Annotated in this window: 2 protein-coding genes; one reads left to right on the forward strand and one right to left on the reverse strand. The window is 60.9% G+C overall.

What is annotated here, in order from left to right; genetic code table 11:
* The coding region (locus OCGS_RS12755) for an apolipoprotein N-acyltransferase (RefSeq protein WP_162136613.1) at window positions 1-525 on the forward strand (525 nt) is incomplete at its 5' end.
* Here OCGS_RS12755 and OCGS_RS12760 read toward each other — a convergent pair.
* The gene (locus OCGS_RS12760; protein WP_040611036.1) at window positions 506-1,018 is read right to left on the reverse strand and encodes a L,D-transpeptidase family protein; all 513 of its coding nucleotides are present in this window, start codon (window positions 1,016-1,018) and stop codon (window positions 506-508) included. The genes OCGS_RS12755 and OCGS_RS12760 overlap by 20 nt on opposite strands.
* Between the last annotated feature and the right edge of the window lie 120 nt (window positions 1,019-1,138).

Below are 1,138 nucleotides of genomic sequence, written 5' to 3' on the forward strand. Positions count from 1 at the left end.
TTCCGCGGCTGGTCGCCCATCGAGCGGCTCACGGCGGGTCTGGGCGATTTTACGCCCGGACCGGGCCCGCGAACGCTTGCGCTTCCGGGTGTGCCGCTGGTCGCCCTAGCGATCTGCTATGAGATCATCTTCCCAAGCCATGTGGTCGACGACCTGTTCAAGCCAGACTGGATCTTCAACGCAACCAACGACGCCTGGTTTGGCACCAGCATCGGACCTGAGCAGCATCTGGCTTCCGCACGTATGCGCGCCGTAGAGGAAGGCCTTCCTGTCATTCGAGCCGCGAATACGGGCATCTCTGCGGTCATCGACACGAGCGGAGAGATCGTTGCGCGGCTCGATACCGGCGAAACGGGCATCATCGACGCTAGCCTGCCCTCCGCGCGACCGCCGACACTCTACGCGAGCTTCGGGGACTGGATGCTGCTGGCGCTCATCTTGGCTTCGTGGAGCTGGGCAACGGCGACCAATGCGACGGCGCGCTACCGCCGCATGAGAAACACCGTCATGCAAAGATGTGGATAGGTGTTCCGTCCTTCACCATTGCATAGATGTCCTCGATCTGCCGATCTGTGACCGCGATGCAGCCAGCTGTCCAGTCGCGGACGTCCGTTGGGTCGATGCCGGGTCGTGGACCACCATGGATGAAGATGTCGCCCCCGGGGGATCGGCCCTGCGCCTCGGCAAAAGCGATGTCGGCCTCATTCGGATAAGAGATGCCAACCGAAAGATGATAAGTGCTTTCAGGGTTGCGCTTATCGACTATGTAGGTGCCCTCCGGGGTCCGGCCGTCTCCCTCGAATTGCTTGTGACCCTCAGGAGCGAAACCCAGCCCGACCGGATAGGTTTGCAATACGCGATCGGCTCCGTCGAGAACAAGCAAGCGCTGCCCCTTATAAAGCCGAACACGGGTCACCTCGGGTCCGCCATAGCTGCGGAACTTGCTGGCACAGCCGGACAAAAACGCTGCGAACCCGCCCAACAGGACGGCGCGGCGGGGAAATCGGATGGTTTTCACTGCTCATGCCTCTTTGGTGAGGTCGGATATGGATATTACGGTACCTTGCAAATGCTGCGTGATCAATGTGCATGGGCAAGCGCGGCCTTTGTCATCTGTGGACCAACCTGTTCACCGCCG

It is taken from the genome of Oceaniovalibus guishaninsula JLT2003 (assembly GCF_000299575.1).
Classification (GTDB): Bacteria; Pseudomonadota; Alphaproteobacteria; order Rhodobacterales; family Rhodobacteraceae; genus Palleronia; species Palleronia guishaninsula.